The sequence below is a fragment of the Ramlibacter sp. G4-7 genome, assembly GCF_057784995.1.
Genome location: NZ_JBYNTT010000018.1, coordinates 1 through 17045 on the forward strand (window position 1 = coordinate 1; position 17045 = coordinate 17045).

At 66.9% G+C, this 17045-nt stretch carries 13 protein-coding genes and 2 pseudogenes; 5 read left to right on the forward strand and 10 right to left on the reverse strand.

Going from position 1 to position 17045, the window contains the following annotated elements:
- Positions 1 to 265 precede the first annotated feature (265 nt).
- The gene (locus AC3EGR_RS20885; RefSeq protein ID WP_488548450.1) at positions 266 to 763 is read right to left on the reverse strand and encodes an Lrp/AsnC family transcriptional regulator; all 498 of its coding nucleotides are present in this window, start codon (positions 761 to 763) and stop codon (positions 266 to 268) included.
- A gap of 129 nt (positions 764 to 892) precedes the next feature.
- On the opposite strand from AC3EGR_RS20885, the gene glmS reads away from it, so the two are divergent.
- Positions 893 to 2737, forward strand: a complete 1845-nt coding sequence (glmS, locus tag AC3EGR_RS20890) for a glutamine--fructose-6-phosphate transaminase (isomerizing) (protein ID WP_488548551.1) — start codon at positions 893 to 895, stop codon at positions 2735 to 2737.
- A 351-nt stretch (positions 2738 to 3088) separates the two neighbouring features.
- On the opposite strand, the gene AC3EGR_RS20895 is transcribed toward glmS, so the two are convergent.
- From AC3EGR_RS20895 to AC3EGR_RS20910, 4 genes are all read right to left on the reverse strand, one after another.
- The gene (locus tag AC3EGR_RS20895) at positions 3089 to 4213 is read right to left on the reverse strand and encodes a cation:proton antiporter (protein ID WP_488548451.1); all 1125 of its coding nucleotides are present in this window, start codon (positions 4211 to 4213) and stop codon (positions 3089 to 3091) included.
- Positions 4210 to 5091 (reverse strand): DUF3014 domain-containing protein, encoded by an 882-nt coding sequence (locus AC3EGR_RS20900; RefSeq protein ID WP_488548452.1) that lies wholly within the window; start codon positions 5089 to 5091, stop codon positions 4210 to 4212. The genes AC3EGR_RS20895 and AC3EGR_RS20900 overlap by 4 nt, the downstream gene beginning before the upstream one ends.
- Before the next feature lie 80 nt (positions 5092 to 5171).
- Entirely contained in the window at positions 5172 to 5789 is a 618-nt protein-coding gene (locus tag AC3EGR_RS20905) for a response regulator transcription factor (RefSeq protein WP_488548453.1), read from the reverse strand.
- The gene (locus tag AC3EGR_RS20910; RefSeq protein WP_488548454.1) at positions 5779 to 7410 is read right to left on the reverse strand and encodes an ATP-binding protein; all 1632 of its coding nucleotides are present in this window, start codon (positions 7408 to 7410) and stop codon (positions 5779 to 5781) included. Before AC3EGR_RS20910 ends, AC3EGR_RS20905 begins: the two co-directional genes overlap by 11 nt.
- A gap of 317 nt (positions 7411 to 7727) precedes the next feature.
- Here AC3EGR_RS20910 and AC3EGR_RS20915 point away from each other — a divergent pair, with 317 nt between their 5' ends.
- Positions 7728 to 8741: a hypothetical protein gene (locus AC3EGR_RS20915; protein ID WP_488548455.1), complete on the forward strand. Its 1014-nt coding sequence runs from the start codon at positions 7728 to 7730 to the stop codon at positions 8739 to 8741.
- A gap of 184 nt (positions 8742 to 8925) precedes the next feature.
- A pseudogene (locus AC3EGR_RS20920) lies at positions 8926 to 10193 on the forward strand (putative Na+/H+ antiporter).
- A gap of 482 nt (positions 10194 to 10675) precedes the next feature.
- Here AC3EGR_RS20920 and AC3EGR_RS20925 read toward each other — a convergent pair.
- Entirely contained in the window at positions 10676 to 11344 is a 669-nt protein-coding gene (locus tag AC3EGR_RS20925; protein ID WP_488548456.1) for a Crp/Fnr family transcriptional regulator, read from the reverse strand.
- A gap of 22 nt (positions 11345 to 11366) precedes the next feature.
- On the opposite strand from AC3EGR_RS20925, the pseudogene AC3EGR_RS20930 reads away from it, so the two are divergent.
- A pseudogene (locus tag AC3EGR_RS20930) lies at positions 11367 to 12051 on the forward strand (SDR family NAD(P)-dependent oxidoreductase).
- A 47-nt stretch (positions 12052 to 12098) separates the two neighbouring features.
- Here AC3EGR_RS20930 and AC3EGR_RS20935 read toward each other — a convergent pair.
- On the reverse strand, positions 12099 to 12398 hold the full coding sequence (locus tag AC3EGR_RS20935; RefSeq protein WP_488548457.1) for a polyhydroxyalkanoic acid system family protein: 300 nt from the start codon (positions 12396 to 12398) through the stop codon (positions 12099 to 12101).
- A 306-nt stretch (positions 12399 to 12704) separates the two neighbouring features.
- Between AC3EGR_RS20935 and AC3EGR_RS20940 the strand changes: the two genes are divergently transcribed.
- Positions 12705 to 13871, forward strand: a complete 1167-nt coding sequence (locus tag AC3EGR_RS20940; protein ID WP_488548458.1) for a mandelate racemase/muconate lactonizing enzyme family protein — start codon at positions 12705 to 12707, stop codon at positions 13869 to 13871.
- Positions 13872 to 13915: 44 nt separating this feature from the next.
- Here AC3EGR_RS20940 and AC3EGR_RS20945 read toward each other — a convergent pair whose 3' ends face one another.
- The 3 genes from AC3EGR_RS20945 to AC3EGR_RS20955 form a co-directional block, all read right to left on the reverse strand.
- Entirely contained in the window at positions 13916 to 14851 is a 936-nt protein-coding gene (locus tag AC3EGR_RS20945; RefSeq protein WP_488548459.1) for a LysR substrate-binding domain-containing protein, read from the reverse strand.
- Positions 14852 to 15028: 177 nt separating this feature from the next.
- Positions 15029 to 15490, reverse strand: coding sequence for a fused DSP-PTPase phosphatase/NAD kinase-like protein (locus AC3EGR_RS20950; protein WP_488548460.1), 462 nt, complete (start codon positions 15488 to 15490; stop codon positions 15029 to 15031).
- 31 nt (positions 15491 to 15521) lie between these two features.
- Positions 15522 to 16832 (reverse strand): ferritin-like domain-containing protein, encoded by a 1311-nt coding sequence (locus AC3EGR_RS20955; RefSeq protein ID WP_488548461.1) that lies wholly within the window; start codon positions 16830 to 16832, stop codon positions 15522 to 15524.
- Positions 16833 to 17045: the final 213 nt, after the last annotated feature.

Here is a 17045-nt window from a genome sequence, read left to right on the forward strand (position 1 = left end):
ATCCATGTCTGATCCACCTTGTGAATACGGGCTCCGGCAATGCCGGGCAGAAAGATACTGTCCGATCTTTGGGACAGGACAGGAGAAAGGAGCGAGTGCCGCTTGATCTACAGCTCAGGCTCAGGTCCAAAGGGTGGCGACGGCGTACACCCGCTCCGCTCGGCTCTCGCCGAACTCTGGAAATTCAATCATGAACAATACAAGGGTGGCGCGGCGCCAGCCGCGGAAGGTGAGCGCCTGCGAACCCCACCGAAACCACGCAGCCCTACACCCCCCGCCCCCGCACCGGCACCCTCGGCCGGAACTTCGCCCGCTTCACCGAAAAGAACGCCTTCACGTTGCGCACGTTCGCGTCACTGGTGAACAGGCGCTGCGCCAGCGCAAGGTACTCCTGCATGTCGCGCGCATGCACGATGAGGATGAAATCAGGCCCCGGCGAGACGCGGTAGCACTGCTGCACCGCGTCGTCGGCGACCACCCGCTGCTCGAACGCCTCCTGCGCTTCGTTGCCCTGGCGGTCCAGCGAGACTTCCACCACCGCCTCCATGCCATGGCCCAGCGTCGCGGCCATGCGTTCGGGGTTCAGGATCGCCATCTCGCGCTCGATCAGGCCCGCGTCCCACAGCCGCTTCACGCGCCGCAGGCAGGTCGCCGGGGAGGTGTGCACGCGGCCGGCCAGGTCCTGGTTGCTGAGGGCGCTGTCGTCCTGCAGCTGGGCCAGGAGGGCGAGGTCCGTGGAATCAAGTTCCGATATTTCTTCCATGTCGGAATTTTATTGCAGCGGTTCCTTCCGGTGAAATGAAAATCCGCATTCATTGATATTTAGCAAGCATATTCCATGTCGCCAAGCCTACAGTGGCTGCATCCCAGCCATCCATCAAGGCGCTCCACCATGTGCGGCATCGTCGGCGCGGTCTCCACCCGCAATATCGTCCCCATCCTCGTCCAGGGCCTGCAGCGCCTGGAATACCGCGGCTACGACTCCTGCGGCGTCGCCGTCTACGCCGATGGCCTGAAGCGCGCGCGCAGCACGGCCCGCGTCGCCGAGCTGATGGAGCAGGTGGACAGCGAGAAGATCCAGGGCGGCACGGGCATCGCCCACACCCGCTGGGCCACCCACGGCGCGCCGGCCGTGCACAACGCGCACCCCCACTTCAGCCATGGGCCCGGAGAGGCCGCGCCGTCCGCACCCGGCCGCATCGCCGTCGTGCACAACGGGATCATCGAGAACCACGAGGAGCTGCGCGCGGCGCTGCAGGCCAAGGGCTACCGCTTCACCAGCCAGACCGACACCGAGGTCATCGCGCACCTGGTGGACAGCCTGTATGAGGGCGACCTGTTCGAGGCGGTGAAGACCGCGACCAGGCAGCTGCACGGCGCGTATGCGATCGCCGTGTTCTGCAAGGACGAGCCGCACCGCGTGGTCGGCTCGCGCGAAGGCTCGCCGCTCGTGCTCGGCGTGGGCAAGGAGGAGAACTTCCTGGCCAGCGACGCGATGGCGCTCGCCGGTGTCACCGACCAGATCGTGTACCTGGAAGAAGGCGACATCGTCGACCTGCAACTGGGGCGCTACTGGATCGTCGACCGCAACCACAAGCCGGTGCAGCGACCGGTGAAGACCGTGCAGGCGCACAGCGGGGCGGCCGAACTGGGCCCGTACCGCCACTACATGCAGAAGGAGATCTTCGAGCAGCCGCGCGCGATCGGCGACACGCTGCAGGGCGTGGAGACCATCACCCCAGAGCTGTTCGGCGACGGCGCCTACCGCGTCTTCAAGGAAGTGGACTCGGTGCTGATCCTCGCCTGCGGCACCAGCTACTACAGCGGCTGCACGGCCAAGTACTGGCTGGAGTCGATCGCGAAGATCCCGACCCAGGTCGAGATCGCCAGCGAATACCGCTACCGCGAAAGCGTGCCCAACCCGAAGACGCTGGTGGTGACCATCAGCCAGTCCGGCGAAACCGCGGACACGCTGGCGGCGCTCAAGCACGCGCGCTCCCTCGGCATGGAGAACACGCTGACCGTGTGCAACGTGTCCACGTCCGCGATGGTGCGCGAATGCAAGCTGGCCTACATCACGCGCGCCGGCGTGGAAATCGGGGTGGCGTCGACCAAGGCGTTCACGACGCAGCTCGCGGGCCTGTTCCTGCTGACGCTGGCCCTGGCCCAGGTGCGCGGCCAGCTCACCGAGACGCAGGAGGCGCAGCACCTGAAGGACATGCGCCACCTGCCCACCGCGCTGCAGGCCGTCCTGGCGCTGGAGCCGCAAGTGATCTCCTGGGCCGAGGACTTCGCCAACAAGGAGAACGCGCTGTTCCTGGGCCGCGGCATGCACTACCCCATCGCGCTGGAAGGCGCGTTGAAGCTCAAGGAGATCAGCTACATCCACGCCGAGGCCTACCCGGCCGGCGAGCTGAAGCACGGTCCGCTCGCCCTGGTCACCAGCGAGATGCCCGTGGTCACCGTGGCGCCGAACGATGCGCTGCTGGAGAAGCTGAAGTCCAACATGCAGGAAGTGCGCGCGCGCGGCGGCGTTCTCTACGTGCTGGCCGACGCGGATTCCAGGATCGAGAGCAGCGAAGGCGTGCACGTGATCCGCATGCCGGAGCACTACGGCACGCTCAGCCCCCTGCTGCACGTCGTGCCGCTGCAGCTGCTGGCGTACCACACGGCGCTGGCGCGGGGCACCGATGTCGACAAGCCGCGGAACCTGGCCAAGAGCGTGACGGTGGAGTAGGGGACGTCAGGAGGTGAGGCGCGCTGACGGGCGGGAATAAGGTCCGTCGATTGGAATTAACTCTGTCTGGAATTGCTGCGCTGCAGCAGGGCTTGTTACAAGGCTGCAGGCATCCTTTCGCGGCCAGCACGGCAAAAAAAAACGCGCTCTCCGGGGGGAGAGCGCGTTTTGCATTTCGGGTGCGCTGCGGTCTGTGAGACCCCGTTCGAATCAGGTCAGCTATCGACGAACCGGATTCGCATTGGCGAGAAGGTGAGAACGGCGGCGGCGATGCCGCCACGGGTCGGCGTTTTCAGGCGATTCAACTGAAGCTCGTCGGAGGACCAGAAAAATCGGTCCCCAGACGTCCTCTCAGATCGATCCAGGATCGACGATCTCGTTGCAGCGAGGGGGTCGAGTACCCCTGAACTTCTGCTTCGACCGAGTTTTCACACAGCCTGGACCCACAGCGGACGTGCACCAGCGAACTGTCGGAGCGCGGCGCGGCGGTCGAACCCCGGCGCAGGCACCAATGCGACGGTCGGCTGAGCTGGCGGCTTTCCGGAGAAAAATTGGGCGTCGCATGTCGATTTGGAAGGCCTCTGGTCGTCGTTCGGATAGAGCCCGGCGATCCGTGGCCGCGACGTAGGTAAAGAGGAAGACCACCAGGAGGTCGCCCAACGCGCCGAAGTTCCTCTGCGTCTGGTTCAGCGTCACGCGGCGGTGGCGCGCGAGAAGTCCGAATGCGAGGGTCGCGACCAGCGGTGAAAACCGCAGCACGTGCGTGAGCCCCACCAGCAGTACCACGGCCAGCGCAAAGGCAAGGGTCGCGTCGGTGCTGGTCCGGCCGGTGATGCGCAGGATGACCGGCATGCCGGTCCCGAACGCGGCGCCGAGTCCGGCGGACACGAGGAGCACCACCACGCTGTTGGACAGCGCCTTGAGCACGTCTCCGGAGGTGTCGAACGTCCAGAAGCCCACGATGAACTTGAAGGCGAGCAGCGCACAGAGGCAATTGAAGGCCGTCAGGTGCAGTGCGCGCTCGGTCACCTGGCCGGCGCTGCGCAGCTCGTTCACCACCCGCGTGAGGGAGGCGGGCGACGTGGCTGCGGTCATGGACGCCATCAGCGCCGCGCTGATCGGCGCCGCGCCGAAGTCCCGGCACAGCGCGTACACGGCGAGGGACGTGAGCGCGACGTCCAGCACACCGGTCGCAGCCAGCCAGGGATTGATGCGGAACCAGCGCAGGTTGATACGGTAGCCGAACTCGAACAGCAGCAGGCCGAAGGCGATGCTGGCCACGAGGGAACTGCCGGGCGTGACCCCGATGCCCGATGGGCCGGGAATCGCCCGGCCGAAGGCGAACCCCACCACGGCGTAGATCGTCACGCGCGGAATCCGCCAGCGCTGGGCGAGTTCGCCGGCGAGCCAAGCCAGCGCGATCACGACCGGCCAGGCCAGCTCGCTCACTGGCGGCAAGGTGTCCCACATCGTCATTTCGCCCCAGTCACCGGGGTCGTGAGCTCCTTGCGCAACTCCGCGAGCTTGGACTTCAGCCGCCGCTGGTTGACGGGACCGACGCGAACAAGGATCTTCTGGCCGGCGCTGAGCGCTTCCAGCTCGGGATCCACGAACTGGTAGCGGACCCAGGGCTGCAGCGACGGGACCGGGCCCCTGATCTCCAGCAGCTGGACGCGCGGGCTCTCCGGCGTATCGGGCGTGGCGAGGAGGAGGTCGATCACCTCCACCACGCGATCATTGAGGTGGCGCTCGCCAAAACCGAGATCACGGTAGGTCTGCTGCAGCAGGGGGTACATGCGGCGGTACAGGCGCCCGGCCGCGGGGACGTCGATCGTGCCGGCCAGCAACACCAGGGGGGTGTAGCGCGCGGCGTTTTCGGGCGCAATGACGGTTCCTTCCACGCGCTCCTCCACGAGGAAGCGCCCCGGCGTGGGCAGCACCGGCCAGATGCCCGACGGTGAGTGTTCGCGCGCAAGGCTGTCCACCGTAGCCGTGAACCGGCGCGGGAAGTCCTCCGTCTGCAGGAAGGTCGCGGCGGCTTTGGTGCCGAGCAGCCCTGCGAGGGCGGCAGGGATTTCCTCGCGCTGCAGGGGATGGTCTTCGGCCGCGACGGGGTGTTGCACCGGCGCGCTGGCTGCGGTCCGTGCCGGCACGGGCAGCTCGCGCGGCGGCTCTTCCGGGCGCGTGGCGGCCACCGGCGGCGGCGGCTGCCCGACGGGGGTGGACCGCAGCCAAATGGCGGCGACCGTCACGAGGATCAAGATGGCGATCACCAACACGATGGTGATCGTGCGGTCGGGTCGGGCCTGGGGAGCGTCGTCGCGCTCGACCCTCATGTCGCCCTCGGGAATCATCCGGCTGACTGTATCAGCCACACGCTGACGGCCGACTGCGGCAGACCCCGGTTGCGCGGGTGACCCCGTACGGGCGTGCCCTACGCGGGCGGGCGGCCCTGGTCAGCCTGCGCGATGCGAACCAGCTCCGCCAGGTTGCGCGCGCCCACCTTGGTCATGACGCGCGACTTGTGGACTTCCACGGTGCGCGGGCTGATCCCCAACTTCTCCCCGATGCTGCGGTTGTCCATGCCGTCGATGACCAGCGCCATCACCTCGCGCTCACGCGACGACAACGTGGTCGACACGGGTCGCGTGCCGATCGCCTCCCGGTCTTCGGGCAGGCCGCGCATGGCACGTTCCACGGAATCCAGCAGCTGGTCATGGTCGAACGGCTTCTCCAGGAAATCCACGGCATGGAACTTGAAAGCCTGGCGCGCCGCGGCGACGTCAGCGTGCGCCGTGATCACAATCACGGGCAGGCGCGACGGATGCTGGGAGAGCACCTCCTGCATCTCCAGCCCGGACATGCCACCCATGCGGATGTCGGCGATCACCACCCCGCGCCATCCAGGCTCGATCGCCCGCAGGAAGTCTTCGGCGCAGGCGAAGATGGCTGTCGGACGGCCGTGCAGGCTGAACAGCAGCGCCAGCGCATCGCGCACGGAAGGATCGTCGTCGACGATGAAGACGGTTTGCCGATGTAACTCAGTCGTCATGGACGGCTCCTGTGCCGATCGGCAGGGTGAAGTGGAAGGTTCCTTGCGCTCCGGCTTCGGCCCACAGCCGGCCGCCATGGGCTTCGACGATTGCGCGGCTGATCGCCAAGCCGATGCCCATGCCGCCGGGCTTCGAGGAGGCCGGCGTTTCGAAGATATTCTGCGCCTGCTCGCGCGTGAGGCCCCCGCCGCTGTCCAGGAGCGTGACGAGCACTTCATCGCCCTGCTGCTGCACGTGCAGATCGACATGCCTTGGCGCCTCCTGTGGACGCCGCGGGTCCGACGCCGCTTCGATGGCGTTCGCCAGGAGGTTGCGCAGCACCACTGCGATCTGCACACGGTCGACCCAGATGGCGGGAATGGCTTCGTGATCCATCAGAGTCAGCCGCACGCGAAGTTCCTGGGCCCGTGGCGCCTGCGAAGCGACGGCCTCGGTCAGTAGATCGGGCAGCTGCGTGATCTGCAGCTCGGTCGAGCGTTCGCGGAAGAAGCGTCGCAGCCGATTGACGACCTCCCCGGCCCGCGCGGCTTCGGCTGCCAGCTTGTCCGCGACATCGAGCATGTCGCGGGCGTCGGGAACCTGCGCTTCCCACCGGCGCGCCAGGATCTGCGAGGCGCGAGCATAGGTTGCCATCGCCGTGAGCGGCTGGTTCAATTCGTGCGCCAGGGCCGCGGCCATGTCGCCGGCAGCTGCAAGCCGCAACGATGCTCGCAGTGCTTCTTCGGCAGCCTGCCTTTCGTCCACGATCGCTCCCAGCAGTACGCCCACGCTGGTCAGCGCCGCGACGAGCAGCTGGAATTCAAAGACCGTCAGAGGCAGGTATTGCCCGCTCTGCACGGCCAGGATCAGCAGTCCCTGGACGAGCGCCGCCGCCCACACGGCGCCGACCGCGCCGAAGCGGGTGGACGCCCAGACAACAGGTACGAACAGCAGGTAGAAGAACTTGAACTGTTCCTGTGGCGCCCGCTGGAACACGCCGAGGATCGCCACACCGATGACGATGGCGATCAACCATGATTCGTAGGACCTGAGCATCGACCTGGTGAGCGTCCGGTGCCTGGTGCTGGAGAGTACGAGCAGCAGGGGCAGCGTGACGATCAGGCCGACCCCGTCGCCGATCGACGCCCGATGAAGGACAGCGGGCATCCGTTCCAGCGAAATGATCCCCATCGCCCAGAGCGCACCTGCCCGCAGGATGGACGCGATCAGTGCGCCGGCGCCGGCAAGTGCAAGGAACAGGAGCGCAGTTCGTCGGCCGATCACCTGCAGGTCCGCGCGCAGCCAGCGTCGCATGCCCGCCGCGACCAAGCCGTAGCCCGCGGTCAAGACCCCGGTGGTGACCACCAATGCGGCGAAGGGCATGCGCCCGGAACCGACATACGCTTCCCCGCAGGCAACGGCCCCCCACACGACGGGCCACGCCCCCGGATGCACGATGAGCAAGGCGACGGCCAGCGCTGCGTGGGGATTCCATGGCGTGATGTTCAGGCCGCGCATCGGATACACGAAGCTGATCCACGCAAGGGCCACGTAGCCCACGAAGAAGAGTACGGTCCTTGGCAGGGCCGCGTTGTCCCAGTCCGATGCCGCCGTGACGGCAGGTGTTTGCACGCCCGACATGGCGCCATTGTGGCCTGCCTGGGAGTGCGGGCGAACCGTTCCGCACCAAGAAAACACCCCGCAGCCGCGGGGTGAAGGATGAGCAAGTCCCAACGGGGAAATCCCGCTTGGTGCTGTCACTATAGGGCGGGAGGGCGGCAGCCCGGAGTCTTTCGACGCGCAGCACGGGTTCCTCCGTACGGGCCGACCCCCGCGCGCGGAGCGGTGCCCGTCGTCCCGGAACTGCATTTTCACGAATGAATCCCAGGAGGGTGGGAGCATCGAGCGCTACGCGGACTGGCAAGGAGAACCTGAGAGACCTTCTCACGGGCGCCTGCGTGGCCGGGATCTGCGCGGCGCTGGTGTGGCAGTTCTACCCGGGTTTCTGGAAAACGCCGCCTCGTGCCGCCTACGAGGTCGCCCTGGAGCGCCGGCAAGCGCTCCAGGAGGCGCAGCAGCAGGCAGCCCGTGCGACGCAGGCAGCGGTGCAGCCCGTGGCCGCGCCGGCGCGCTGCGACCTCGAGCCATTGATTCCGCCTGGCAACCCGCAGGACGGGCATGCATTGCTGGAGCATCCGTTTCCCGGCGGCTCGCGCGCCAAGGCCAAGGCGTTCCTGCGGAAGGCGCAAGCCGCGGCTACGATAGGCCGGCTGCGCGATGCGGAGGTAGCCTTGCTGGCGGCCTGTCGCGAGTACGACGCCGCTTCGGCGAAGCCGACGGTTCCCCTCGCGCGTGTTCTGGGCATGCTGGGCGACCGCTACGCCGCCGCAGCCGGGGCGGAGAGCGCGACGATGCTGCGCGAGCAGCTCATGGCGCGGGCGCGACACGTCCTGAGCCTGAGTGCCCAGGCTTATGCGGGTGCGCTCGGGCCGGACGCTTCGAGAAGCCGGCAGGCGCGACGGCGCCTGGCAACGCTGGACGAGGACCTCATCGGTGCCGTCGACGTTCCGCAGCCAAAGTCGGATCGGCTGCACGATGACGCAGCCGCGGCCGAGCCGAGAGCGATGGGGAGGGCCCGGAATGCGCCGGCGGCCCGGGTGGCGTCCGCCAGCAGCGGCCGCATGGCCTTGCAGCCGGTCAAGCAGCAGTCCCTGCGCGACGACCCGGGCTTGCAGCGGCCGGCCCCGGAGCCGGAGCCCAAGCGCGCCGCCGTGGAGTCTCAGCCCGAACTGGGGCAACTCGCGTCCGATCTCGCGCGACTGCAGGCACAGGCGGGAGCCGTTAGTGACGACCCGGTGGGATTCAGGCGGCGTGCCGAGGTCGCGCAGGCAGAGCGCGAACGATGTCGGGATGCCGACTGCCTGCGCGACTGGTACGCAAAGCGGCGCCGGGAGTTGTTGACGGAGTTCTGAAGCCTCCGGACGTCGCCGTTGCCGTGCGGCGGCACGGCGGTCTTGCTCGCCCGCCACGTTCCAGGGCGTTTACACTGCGCCTTGGGTGCTTGGGTGCTTGGGTGCTTGGGTGCTTGGGTGCTTGGGAGCTTGGTCTTGAGCAGGTGACGCGAAGGTCGGGCCGCCTCGCGGCCTTGACTCGTCCATGGATCAAAACTTCCCGCCCTTCCTGTTGCACCTGGCCGCGGCGCTTTTCGGCATCGCCCTGCTGCATACCTTCAGCACCAAGCAGTTCGAGAGGCTCGCGAATCGCTTTCCACGTCACGCGGGCTTGTTCCACCTGCTCGGTGAGGTGGAGGTTGTTTTCGGCTTCTGGGCCATTGTCCTGGTGTTGTGCCTGGCGGCTCTTGGGAGCGGAAAGCTTGCCTTGGGGTATGCGGAGTCGCGCCAATACACGGAACCCTCTTCGTCTTTGTGGTGATGGTTGTCGCTGCTTCACGTCCCATCCTGTCCGGCGTCATGCGACTCACGACGCTGCTGGTGCGGTTCCTTCCCGTACCGCCGGGATTGGCAAGCGCCTGGCTCGGGTTGGCCGCGATTCCCCTGCTTGGCTCGTTGGTCACCGAGCCCGCTGCGATGACCATTGCGGCCCTGATGCTTGCTCCGCAGATCTTCCGCTCCAGCCTGCCCGAGCCGCCCAAATATTTCGCGCTGGGGGTGCTGTTCGTGAACATCTCGATCGGAGGAACGCTCACGTCGTTCGCGGCCCCGCCCGTGCTGATGGTCGCCGGAACCTGGGGTTGGACCTCCGGCTTCATGGCCCAGACCTTCGGCTGGAAAGCCGCGGTGGCCGTGCTGGTCAACGCCACCCTCGCGGTCCTCGTCTTGCGTCGCTGCCTGACTACGGACGATTCGGCGCCGACGCCTGAGGCGCGCGCGGATGTGCCGTGGCTGATGATCGTCATCCACCTGGCTTTCCTGGTGAGCGTAGTGCTCCTTGCTCACCACCCGGTCGCTTTCCTCGGCTTGTTCCTGATGTTCCTGGGGTTCACGATGGCGTACGAGCGCCACCAGGATCCACTCATCATCAAGGAGGCACTGCTGGTCGCGTTCTTCCTGGCGGGTCTCGTCGTACTCGGTGGCCTGCAGCGGTGGTGGCTGCAGCCGATCGTTTCGGGCATGTCACCCGAAGCCCTCTTTTTCGGAGCCGCTGCATTGACGGCGATCACGGATAACGCGGCGCTGACCTACCTCGGCTCCTTGATTGAGGGCATTCCGGACGAAGCGAAGTACACACTGGTGGCCGGAGCTGTCACGGGTGGAGGCCTCACGGTCATTGCCAATGCCCCCAACCCGGCGGGCGTGGCCCTGCTGAAGCGAGGATTCGCGGATGAATCCATTGGAGCCCTTGGCTTGTTTCTTGGTGCGTTGGTTCCCACGGCCATTGCGGGGGCGGCGTTCCTGCTTTTCTGAGCGCTTGGCCACTCGGCCGGTTGAGGACTGCAAGTCGCACCCAGGCACCGGGTCCATGCCAGCGCACCTGCGCAGTCCTTGATGCGTGCTCAGGCGAGTGATTCGCTTCTAAGGCTGGCCAGTTCGTGGAAGGTGGCGGCAGGGCTTCCTGCTTTTGCTCGTTCTTGGCCACGGCTGCTACGGTCGTCTTCTGCCGTCTCGTGCGCAGTGGCACCCTTGCGCTGCGCAAAGCACCCAGCTCCTGTGATCGGCGGATTGTTGATCCGTCCCTTTACCACGGAGCACGTGCGCAGAGGGGAAGGGCTGCTATGGGTCGGTCGATTCCTGCCGCCGCGTGCGCCGGCCGCTAGCGAGGCCCTTTCACCCGGGTGTCTGTAGGTGAGTCCGACAGGCGTTTTCGGAAAAAGCGTTCGAGCCCCCGCCCCTTCGAGTCACGCTGAATGCGTGGCGAGCAGTTCGGCGCACGGATGCCATCGAACGCGTCAATCGACAAGCTTTCGCAGTCCGACGGGATCCAGGACGCGCATGGTCCCGTAGTCGATTGCCAGCACCTTTTCGTCGCAGAGCTGCTTCAGCGCCATGTTGCAGCTCTGGCGTGACACGCCGGCGATGTTCGCCACTTCCTCTTGCGAGATGCGGAGTTCCGTGAACGTGGACCGCGAGGCTGCAGGCTGGAACAGTCCAACCACGGCGCGGATGACACGGGCGTGTGCGTCCGTCGCCCGGTTCGCATAGCTGTTGCCCATGAACCAGTGCAGGCGTTCGCTGAGGAGCCGCATGATGTAGCGGCTGAAAGCGAACTCGTCCTTCAAGAGTTCGAAGAAGACGTCTGCCGGCAGCATGAGCACGCGGCTAGGCCTCAAGGCCATGGCGTCGACCGAGAAGGGCGCTTCGCGAAGGAGTGTGGCCTCGCCGAACCACCCTCCCGCGGCCAGGCCTGCGGACGTGACGGCGCGTCCATCGGCGCTCACCGACGACAGCTTGATCAGGCCCTCCAGCACGCCGCACCAGGCATGCGGTCGGTCGCCCTGGTGCGAAAGCGCCTGCCCGCCTGCAATCGCCACCTCGCGCGAAGTCTGCTGCACCAGCACCTGGGCGCTTTCGGAAAGCAGCCTGAACCAGGAGGCCCTTGTGGCCGACACCGGCTTCACCTCCGCCTCCTACCACGGCGATGTGGCGGACGCCAGGACCGGCACCGGCGCGCGCTACCTGGCACTCGAGCGGTTTGGGCGAGCCACGGTCCTCGTGAATGTGGCCGGCCTGTCAGACGTGGCTCCCGGAGCCGGCATTGATTGCATCGACCTCGAGCGCTGGCAGCGTGTGCTCGCGGTCAATCTTACCGGCCCTTTCCTCATGGCCAAGGCGTTGCTGCCAGGCATGCAGGAAGCCGGGCAGGGTCGTCAATGTCTCGTCCATGGCTGGCAGGCTGTACAGCCTGAACGGGACCGCGGCGTACACCAGCAGCAAGACAGGGCTGCTCGGCCTGACCCGGCACCTCGCGACCTTCGTGGAGCCCCTGATCCGGGTCACTTTGGAGGTCCACCGCGGGAAGGGCGAGCGCATCCGTCCGCGCAGCCACGGCCTTCTCCGTGTCGCCATCCTGTCGACGGACACGTTCGATGCGGCGCTGCTGGATGTGGCCACGATCCGCTTCGGCAGGACGGGAACGGAGGCAGTGGCCGTCGACGCCAGGCTGCACGATGTCAACCACGACCGCCGCGCCGATCTCGTCCTGCAGTTCCGGATTCCAGACACCGGTATCCGGTGCGGGGACACGAGCGTCTCGATCAGCGGCAAGACAGTCAGCGGCGAGACGATTCTCGGCTCGGATCATGTTCAGACGGTGGGGTGCAGGTAGCCTGCTCGTTCCGAACGCTTCGGTGCGGTATCCGTCATGACGGCACTTCACCTCAGCAACAGTTGCCCCGCCTTGTGAAGTCGCCCCTTCAGGCCGGCGGCAATCAATCCGAGCATGCCGGGCAGGTTGATCTCCATGGTGACCGCGTCGTCGAGAACAGTGACAGCTCCGGTTGCCGTCTGTCCCATCGCACAAACACTGAAGTCCAGCCGATCGCCTTCCCAGCGTTGGCTGCAGGTGCCGGCGCTCCCGGGGATTCCCTCAATGATCTGCGAGAAACCCTTTTCGATGCGCTGACGCGCCTCCGCGCGTGGCAGCTGGTGCGGGATGCTGATGGTGATCGCCATGTGCCGGGCATGCGCGCAGAGACCGCGCGTGCAGTGCCGTGAATTAGTTCTGGTCCGGTCAGCTTGCGCGACGAGCAGGGGCGCGTGCAGTCGCGTAAAGGCAATGTGCGTGTCACTCCCGGCCTCGTTATGCGTAAGCCGTTTCTGGCACCCCGAGTGCTGCTGCCGAGCATCTCAGCGCATGCGCGCGCACCCGCAACTCACCTGCGGTTCGTCCAGCGCATCAAAGCAGCCAAAACGAGCATTGGCCGGAACGGGGGGAAACGTCGAACATCCGGGCCTTCCCAACGCTCACCGGCCCGCACCATGAAGATCGTCGAAATCCGCGAAAAGACCATCCCGATCAGCTCGTCCATCCGGAACGCCTACATCGACTTCAGCAAGATGAACCTCAGCCTCGTGGCCGTCGTCACCGACGTGGTCCGCAACGGCAAGCCGGTGATCGGCTATGGGTTCAACTCCAACGGCCGCTACGGCCAGGGCAGCATGATGCGCGAGCGGTTCATCCCCCGCATCCTGGAAGCCGACCCCGCCTCGCTGGTGGACGCCACCGGCGACAACCTGGATCCGCACAAGATCTGGGCCACGATGTTCAAGAACGAGAAGCCGGGCGGCCACGGAGAGCGCTCGGTGGCCATCGGCACCATGGACATGGCCATCTGGGACGCGGTGGCCAAGATCGAAGGCAAGCCGCTGTTCCAGCTGCTGGCCGACCGCTATGGCGACGGCAAGCCCGACCGCAAGATCTTCGTCTACGCCGCCGGCGGCTACTACTACCCCGGCCAGGACTACCGCAAGCTGCAGGACGAGATGCGCAGCTACATCGACCGCGGCTACACGGTGGTGAAGAAGAAGATCGGCGGCGGGTCGCTGGACGAGGACCTGCGCCGCATCGACGCGATCATGGAGGTGCTGCAGGACGGCCAGAAGCTATGCGTGGATGCCAACGGCCGCTTCGACCTGGACACCGCGATCGCCTACGCCAAGGCGCTGTCCCAGTACGACCTGTTCTGGTACGAAGAGCCGGGCGACCCGCTGGACTTCGAGCTGCAGGCCACGCTGCGCAACTACTACAAGAATCCGATGGCCACGGGCGAGAACCTGTTCTCCATGCAGGATGCGCGCAACCTGATCCGCTACGGCGGCATGCGCCCGGACCGCGACTGGCTGCAGTTCGACTGCGCCCTGAGCTACGGCCTGGTGGAGTACCTGCGCACGCTGGAGATGCTCAAGGAGCACGGCTGGTCCGCCAGCCGCTGCATCCCGCACGGCGGCCACCAGATGTCGCTGAACATCGCGGCCGGCCTGGGCCTGGGCGGCAACGAGTCGTACCCGGACCTGTTCCAGCCCTTTGGCGGCTTCCCCGACGGCGTGAAGGTGGAAAACAGCTACGTCACGTTGCCCGACCTGCCCGGCATCGGCTTCGAAGGCAAGGCCGACCTGTTCCGCGAGATGAAGGCGCTCGCGGGCTGACGCAGGCACCCGAGCGAGAAGGAGACCGGCGAGTTCGCCTGCGGCTAGCGCGATTGGTCGTCCTGCGCGGTCGTCGGCCTGGCGGCCGCCTGCCAGAAGGCTTCGGCAGCGCGGCCGACCCCTCCCTGCTCCCTGTACAGCCGGATGGCGAGGTCGATGTTCCAGCGGGCCGGCGCCGCGGCAACCAGGCGCCCCGCACCCAAGTCGTCCTCGATGAGGGTTCGCGGCAGCCACGCGATGCCGCGCCCGTCGAGCGCCATCGACCGCAGAACCGACGCGAGGTGTGCGGTGAAGACGGCCTGGTGCGGGATCTCCTCCAGCTTGCGGCCGAGGACTGCGCGAACAATCCTTCCCATGCCTGACGCCTCCGTGTACTCGAGAACGGGGACGGCCTGCTTCGGCGCCGTGCGTTCCAGTCGATGCAGCGGCTGGCCGGTTTCGTCGGGCTTCGACACCGGCAGCAGTTGATCGGTGCCGATCTGCGTCGAACGATAGAGCTCCGATTCGAGCGACCCGTGCATTCTCGGATGGGCATGCGCCAGGACGAAGTGAACCTTCCGTTCCTGCATCTGGGCTTCGCAGCGCGCAAGGACGTCCGACGTCAGTTCGACAGGACCGAGCGTGAGCACGGATTCGAGGCTGCGAAGCCAGCGCGGAAGGAAGGTGAAGGACAGGGCGTGCGTGCTGGCGATGCGCAGGGTCACGGAACTCGCCTCCGCGACCTGCTGGGCCTCCCCGGGCAGGCGCGCCGCTCGCGCGACCAACTCCTCGGCGATGCCCTTGAACCAGACGCCGACCTCCGTCAACTGGGCGGGCTGCGTCGTGCGGTCCACCAGCGGCGTGCCGATCCATTCTTCCAGCGCCCGGATGCGGCGGCTGAATGCAGGCTGCGAGCTATGCCGATCCTCCGCGGCCCGGGAAAAGTTGCCGGTGCCGGCCAGGGACAGGAAGTCTTCGAGCCAGACGAAATTGAAGTTCATGCTTGGGTCGTGCAGCGCATCTTGGACGCCAGAACGAGCGGAAAGACCCATCCGATCAGCTCGCCGATCCGCATCGCCTGCATCGACTTTAGCAAGAGGAACCCTGGCATCGGCTTCGAAGCCAAGGCCGACCGGTGGCGCGAGATGAAGCTGCTCGCGGGCTGGGCGTCCGCCCTCTCAGGGGATGCGCCAGCCAAGCTTCTCGAAGCTGCGAAGAACCTCTTGCGAGTTCATGGCCCACGCCGCGTCGACGTTCGCGCTCATGCTGACGCGGGCGACGGCGTCGGCCAGGGGGACGCCTTTGGCGATCCAGTAGACGGCGCCCATGAAGGCGGAACGCGCCACGCCGTCCTTGCAGAAGACCAGGCTCTTGGTCGCCTTGCCCACCGCGCCGGCCAGTGCCGCGAACTCGCAGGCCTGCACCAGCGTGGGCGCGGCGGCCCGGTGGTCGATCGGAATCGTGTACAGCATCCAGCCGCTGCGGGCGGCCGACTGCGCATCGTAATTGGGACGCTGGTGGCTGGTGTCCAGCAATGACACGGCGACGCCGAAGCCTTCGGCGCGCAGTGCGGAGAGGTCAGCGTCGCTGGGATTGCTCCCGGCCAGCACGGTCGCTTCGTCGATCCACCATCTGCGCATCGAGGGGCTGCTTCCGGCTGGCATCGCGGCCTCAGGAGGCGGTGCCCCGGGGCCGGGTATGGGCGGCGCGCTTGTCGTTCAAGGCGCTGAGCATCACCTGGCCCAGTCCGACCGGGTAGTCGTCGGGGAGCCGGTCCTTCAGCCTGGCCGCCAGCCGGTCGGTTTCGCGCACCATGCATGACAGGAACTCGATGCGCCCCAGGCCGGAAGGGCAGGGGCCATAGCCGGTGACCAGCGGGTCGAAGGGAACCCCGGCGCCGAGCTTGGGCAGGTGCCGCGCCAGCGACAGGAACGGCCCCAGCATCTGGATCCTGGCCAGCGCCACGTAGTCGTCGGCGTCCTCGCTGTACGACGCATCGGCCAGCAGCAGGATCAGCCAGTAGTGCAGGTCCGCGAGCCACGCCAGGCCCAGGGCCTCCGGGTTCTTGATCAGGTTCTGCTCGCCGATGAAGGCCGTCGGATTGACCGGCAAGGGATACGACGGATAGGCGGCGTCGTTCGTGGCGCGGCTCCATGCATCGTCCCGCCCCTTGAAGCCGTCGTGCGTGGCCATGAAGACGCGCCGGAAGAACTGGAAATGCCCCTCCTCCCCTTCGACCTTGATCTTCTCGAGCTTCGCGATCCATGGCGTGAGCCTGGCTTCCGTCCCGGGGGTGGCCGCGATGTACTCGCGCAGGGTGTGCAGGATCGCGTCGTAGAGGCTGCCCACGTGGTTGGGCCGGGCATGGGCGCCGAGCGCGCGGTCGAGCCTGGCCAGGAAGCGGCGGTCGGCATCGCTCGCGCGCCCGGGGTCGAGGCTGCCCGTGGCCGCTTCGCAGTACACGTACTTCGCGACGCTTGCCTCCGTGAGCGGTTCGAGATTGAACTCGAAGGGGTACACCTCCGGTTCGAAGGGGAAGCCCTGGCGCACCAGGTTCGGGCCGGCGCCTAGCGCGATCAGCAGGTGGTTGACGTCCCGCAGGTGCTGCATCTCCATCGCCGAGACGCCGAGCAGGTCGTTCGAGCCTGGCAGGCCGGACCCGACGATGCCGGCGTAGTGCGGCTTCACCGAAAACGCCCCGTACAGGTACTGCACCATCAGCGCGTGCTCGATCTCCGTGGCCTGCCGCAACAGGCGGATCAGCTCGATGTAGGGCTCGGCGAATTCCCGCACGATGTGGCTGCGGCCGGTGTTCGCGGGCGCGTTGTCGTAGATCTCGCCGGGCTGGTGCGCGCGCGCATCGCGAGGCAAGGCGAAGTACGCCGCGGGGATGGCGACCCCCTGTGCCGCGAGCATCTGCAGAAAGGTCCGCCGCTGCGAGGGATCGTTGCCGCTGTCGAGGGTTCTTACTTGTGCGCGCATGACGCCCCTCCCTCGCCGGTGTGGATCGCTCGCCGGGCGCCACGGACCTGCCGGTGACGAACCGTGGGCGGCGTATGGGGCGGCATCGCCGAAGCCACCGACGCTGGGCGCGAAAGACGCCCGCTTCCCTCATGCCCTCTACACATGATCACCTCCGTCGCGAACCGGGTACTGCGCCTGGGTACTGCGTCTGGCCAGCGATGAAGCTCTTGC